The sequence below is a fragment of the Sulfuricurvum sp. genome (assembly GCF_049305995.1).
In the GTDB taxonomy this organism is placed as follows: Bacteria; Campylobacterota; Campylobacteria; order Campylobacterales; family Sulfurimonadaceae; genus Sulfuricurvum.
The window spans coordinates 1-5,479 of record NZ_JBAQPS010000276.1; the positions used below are offsets into that span (position 1 = coordinate 1).

The following is a 5,479-nucleotide window of genomic DNA, read 5'->3' on the forward strand; positions in this document are numbered from 1 at the left end:
GTAATGGACCGTCTCGAAGAGATTATTGAATCAATCAAAAAAAGTAAACAAGAAGCGACTATTCTTATCAGTGACCTCAATCTCTATCCTGAAGAGGCAAAATGGCTGAATGCTGAAGTGAACCGACTCAATGATAGCGGATGGAAAATCACCATTACTCTCCTTGATCATCATGGAAGTGGCAAAGATACGGCAGCGCAATACCCATGGTATTTTTTAGATACCGAACGATGTGCAACCAAAATCGTCTATGAATATGCGCTTCAGCACTATGGATTAGAAACAGGGGGATGGCTCGAAGCATTTGTCGCCGTCGTCAATGCCGTCGATCTTTGGCACCAGAATGAAGAAGAAGATTTTGAATACGGTAAAGTGTGTATGCGTCTTATCAGCGATGCGAAAGAACTTAGCCGTGTCATGTTCGGAAATGAAGACCGTGAATACAAACTCGCTATGCTCGAACATGCCGCAACGATGCGATTTCTTCCGAATGCCAATATCGTCCTTGATGAAGCACTTCATAAAATGAAAAAAGAGTTTTTTAAAGACGGTGTGGATGATACGCTTGACAATCTATCAACGAAACATATTGTTGCCTTGCTCGGAACCAAGCGCTCGACTATGACGATCTATTACAAAGGGTGGAGAGGATTTTTGAGTTACGGCTTGGGCAACACTTCGATCATCGGCAACGGCTTTTTGACCGAATTTCCCGATTTTGATTTTATCGTCGATGTCGGTACACGCGGGACGATGAGTCTGCGCGGACATGACAAAGTCGATGTCGCCATGATGGCAGGTGAATGGGTCGGCGGTGGCGGACATCCCAACGCGGCGGGAGGACGAATCCAAGGGTTCAAAGAACAATTCCGCTACGACAAAGTGAAACGTCAAATGGAAGATATGCTCGCCAACAAAGAGGCAATGCCCGGTAAATTACCACATAAGGTTGAAGAGTAACTTCAATTTGTCATCCCCGACCTGATCGGGGATCCATCTTTCTTAAATAATACTGGATTCCCAATCGAGTTGGGAATGACGACAAGGATTCATACTTGATTCAAATCAACAACCTCACCAAAAGTTTCGGGACACGAGTTCTCTTTGAGAACCTATCCCTCAAACTGAACGTCGGAAACAAAGTTGGATTCGTCGGACGCAACGGGACGGGTAAATCGACCCTCTTTAAAATCATTTTGGATGAAGAACCGCATGATTCGGGAGAGATCATTATCCCGAAAAATTACCGCATCGGTACACTCCGTCAGCACCTCCACTTCACCCACAAAACCGTCCGTGAAGAGTGTGCTTCTGTCCTGACAGGTGATATGGAGCATGAGGTCTATCGCGTCGAAAAAATCCTCTTCGGTCTAGGGTTTACGCAGGACGATTTAGAAAAAGACCCGCTCAGTTTTTCAGGAGGGTATCAAATCCGCCTCAACCTCGTGAAACTCCTCGTCACAGAACCGAATCTGCTGCTCCTCGATGAGCCGACCAACTACCTCGACATTGTCTCTCTCCGCTGGCTCGCCTCTTTTATACGTGCGTTCGAGGGGGAAGTGATCCTCATTACCCATGATCGTGATTTTATGGATTCGGTCACGACCCACACGATGGGATTGCGCCGTCGCTGTGTCAGTATTATCAAGGGAAACAGCCACAAATATTATGAGATGATGGCAAGCGAAGACGAGCTGTATGAGAAGACCAAAATCAACCACGATAAAAAGCGTGCCGAGTTAGAGGATTTCGTCGCCCGCAACAAAGCCCGCGCTTCCACCGCGACATTGGCTCAATCCAAGCAAAAAGAGCTGGATAAGATGGGAACGATGGAGTCACTGGAAGGTGAAAAAGATCTCTCTTTTTCGTTTTCCTATCACCCTACCCCCGCAAAAGTGATCATGCAGGTGAAAGAGCTATCGTTTGGCTACACTAGCGATGAACTGCTGTTCCAAAAGCTCTCGTTTGCGTTGGAGGCGAAAAAATGCCTCGCCATCATCGGGAAAAACGGTAAAGGGAAATCGACCCTCCTCAACACCCTTGCGGGAGTTTTGACGCCAAACGGTGAGATCACCTCACACCCCTCCACCGCCATCGCCCATTTCGGTCAGACCAACATCGACCGCCTCGATAAAAACCGCACGATCACCGAAGAGATACAAAGTGCCGACAACACCTTGCAAAATGTCCGTATCCGTGGAATCTGCGGAACGATGATGTTCAGCGGTGATGATGCCGATAAAAAAATCAATATCCTCTCAGGGGGGGAGCGCAGCCGCGTCATGCTGGGAAAAATCATCGCCACCCCCGCAAACCTCCTCTTCCTCGATGAGCCGACCAATCACCTCGATATGCAGTCCATCGATTCACTCTGCGACGCACTAAAGCGATTCGAGGGTTCCGTCGTCATCGTCACCCACTCCGAGATGCTATTGCGTGAGTTAGCCGATCAGCTCATCATCTTCCGTGAGGGGAATGCCGAGTTTTTTGATGGCGGATACGATGACTTTTTGGAGAAAATCGGATGGGATGAAGAGATCACCGATGCACCAAAAGCTGTAAAAGTGACCCAAAACGTCAATAAAAAAGAGAACAAACAGCTTCGAGCCACCCTCATCCAAGAGCGCTCCAAACTCCTCAGCCCCCTCAAAAAAGAGGTGGATCATTGCGAAAACACCATCATGAAGCTCGAAGAGAAACTCAAAACCTCTCACGAGCAACTAAGCACCTATTCAAACCAAGGGGAGACGTCCAAACTCCTCGAACTCTCCAAAAGCGTTGGTGATGATGAGAAGATGATCGAAGAGTTATTCGAACGTCTCGAAATCGCGAGCGATGAGATAGCGCGTATCGAAGCCGAATACGAGGCGAAGATTGAAGAGCTCTAAAATACGCCTCGACAAACTCCTCTCTTCATTGGGGTATTGCACTCGTAAAGAGGTTGCTTCCCTCATACGTGAAAGCATCATCACCCATATTGAAAACATCCCCCTAAAACCCGATACTAAAGTGTTACACGAACATATCCTATTTGATGGCGAACCTCTCGATCCCCCTGCTGGGATGGTGATACTGATGCACAAACCGCAAGGACTTGTCTGCTCCCACGACGACGGTGAGGGAAACCTCGTCTACGACCTCCTCCCACCACGATGGAGACTGCGCGATCCGAAAATCTCCACCATCGGACGGCTTGACAAAGATACGAGCGGACTGCTCCTCCTCACCGATGACGGCGCACTCCTCCATCGCCTCACCTCCCCACGCCACCATGTTGCCAAAATTTACGAAGCAACTTTGGATCGACCGCTTAGAGGAGATGAAGCGGAAATATTCGCTTCAGGAACGTTAATATTAAACGGCGAAAAAAGCCCGTGTCTTCCTGCAAAACTCACTATCATTGATAATATGCACGTTACGTTAGAGATTACCGAAGGGCGTTACCATCAGGTACGGCGGATGTTTGCGGCGGTGGGGAATCATGTCACCGCACTGCACCGCTCTAGCTTCGGAAACCTCACTATGAATAATTTAGCATCAGGTGAATACTGTTTGATCGATCCAAAAAAGACCATCGAAGATCTTTAAAGCTTTTCCCCTCTCAATCTCAATGCATTCGTAATCACCGACACCGAGCTGAAACTCATAGCTGCCGCCGCAATCATCGGAGAGAGCAGTACTCCGAAAAACGGATAAAGGACTCCCGCCGCAATCGGTATCCCCGCACTGTTGTAAATAAAGGCAAAAAAGAGATTTTGGCGAATATTGCGCATCGTGGCGCGGCTAAGACGGCGTGCGCGGACGATCCCGCGAAGGTCACCTTTGATGAGGGTGATTCCCGCACTCTCCATTGCGACATCGGTTCCGCTCCCCATAGCAATCCCCACCTGCGCCTGAGCCAGTGCGGGGGCATCGTTGATCCCATCCCCTGCCATCGCGACGATATGCCCCTCACTTTGGAGCCGTTTTATCGTTTCGGCTTTTTGCTGCGGCAATACTTCGGCTTCAAAGCGATCGATCCCCAATCGGGTGGCAACCGCTTCAGCGGTGATGCGGCTGTCTCCGCTGAGCATCACGACCGTTATCCCCTCTTCATGCAAATCACGGATTGCTTGCGCGGTGGTCTCTTTGATCGGGTCGGCAACCCCGAGTAGCCCTGCTAGCGTATTATCGATGGCAAGAAACATCACGCTCTCCCCTTCATGGCGCAAACCGTCCGCCACAGCCGAGAGTCCTGCCGTTTCGATCCCCAGTTCTTCCATCAGTTTGATATTTCCCAAGGCGATTTCCAACCCCTCGACTTTTCCGATAACCCCTTTCCCCGTTACCGATCGGAACTGATCCGTTTCAATCAGTGGCAATCCTCTCTCCTGCGCGCCGTTCACTACCGCTGAGGCGAGCGGGTGTTCGCTGGAACGCTCCAATGAGGCCGCCAAAGAAACAATTTTGTTTTCATCCCATCCCTCTTGTACGATAACGGAAACCAGTTTCGGTTTTCCCTCCGTTAACGTCCCCGTCTTATCGACAACGAGGGTATCGATCTTTTCCATCATCTCCAATGCCTCTGCGTTTTTGATCAAAACACCCGCCATTGCCCCTTTGCCCGTCCCCACCATGATCGATATGGGGGTAGCCAACCCCAGCGCACACGGACATGCGATAATCAATACCGCGACAGCATTGACGAGAGCATAGCCTAACGCCGGTTCAGGTCCGAAAAGATACCAAACGGTAAACGTCGCCACGGCGATAAAAATCACCACAGGGACAAAATAACCTGATACCGTATCAGCGGTTTTTTGGATCGGTGCACGGGAACGCTGTGCCTGCGAGACCATCGCTATAATCTGAGAGAGGAGGGTATCGGCTCCCACTTTCTGCGCCAACATAATGAGACTGCCCGTCGTGTTGATCGTCGCACCGATCAGATGCTCTCCTCTCTTTTTGGAAACGGGGATCGGTTCTCCGGTCACCATCGATTCGTCCACATGACTCTCCCCTTCGATCACGTCACCGTCCACCGGAATTTTCTCTCCCGGACGGATACGGAGCCGATCCCCTGATTGTACGGCATTAAGAAGGATGTCCTCTTCACTGCCGTCTTCACGGATAATACGCGCATTCTTCGGTGAAAGCCCCATCAACAGCCGGATAGCATCGTTGGTTCGACTGCGGGCACGGAGTTCCAATACCTGCCCCAGCAAGACGAGGGCAGTAATAACCGATGCCGCTTCGAAATAGACGGGAATTACCCCCATATGCATCGATAGATTTTCAGGAAATATATTCGGAAACAAAACGGCAACGGCACTGTAACTCCATGCGGTTGCAGTACCCAGTGCGATAAGGGTAAACATATTGAGACTGCGGTTGCGTACCGATTCGTAAGCCCGTACATAAAAAATCGATCCACCCCACCATACGACCGGAGCGGAGAGAATCATTTCAAACCACTGGCGCGATTGGGGATCGATCATCG

General features: G+C 49.9%; 4 protein-coding genes. 3 read left to right on the plus strand and 1 reads right to left on the minus strand.

The genetic code is table 11. The annotated features are described in order from the left end of the window. The 3 genes from WA010_RS09390 to WA010_RS09400 form a co-directional block, all read left to right on the plus strand. Window positions 1-960: DHH family phosphoesterase (locus WA010_RS09390; protein WP_422556869.1), on the plus strand; the 960-nt coding region annotated here is incomplete at its 5' end. A 95-nt stretch (window positions 961-1,055) separates the two neighbouring features. Continuing rightward, window positions 1,056-2,888: an ATP-binding cassette domain-containing protein gene (locus WA010_RS09395; RefSeq protein WP_422556870.1), complete on the plus strand. Its 1,833-nt coding sequence runs from the start codon at window positions 1,056-1,058 to the stop codon at window positions 2,886-2,888. After that, window positions 2,875-3,588, plus strand: coding sequence for a pseudouridine synthase (locus tag WA010_RS09400; protein ID WP_422556871.1), 714 nt, complete (start codon window positions 2,875-2,877; stop codon window positions 3,586-3,588). The genes WA010_RS09395 and WA010_RS09400 overlap by 14 nt, the downstream gene beginning before the upstream one ends. On the opposite strand, the gene WA010_RS09405 is transcribed toward WA010_RS09400, so the two are convergent. Next, a partial coding sequence (locus tag WA010_RS09405) for a copper-translocating P-type ATPase (protein ID WP_422556872.1) occupies window positions 3,585-5,479 on the minus strand: 1,895 nt, incomplete at its 5' end. The two genes, WA010_RS09400 and WA010_RS09405, sit on opposite strands and share 4 nt — an antisense overlap.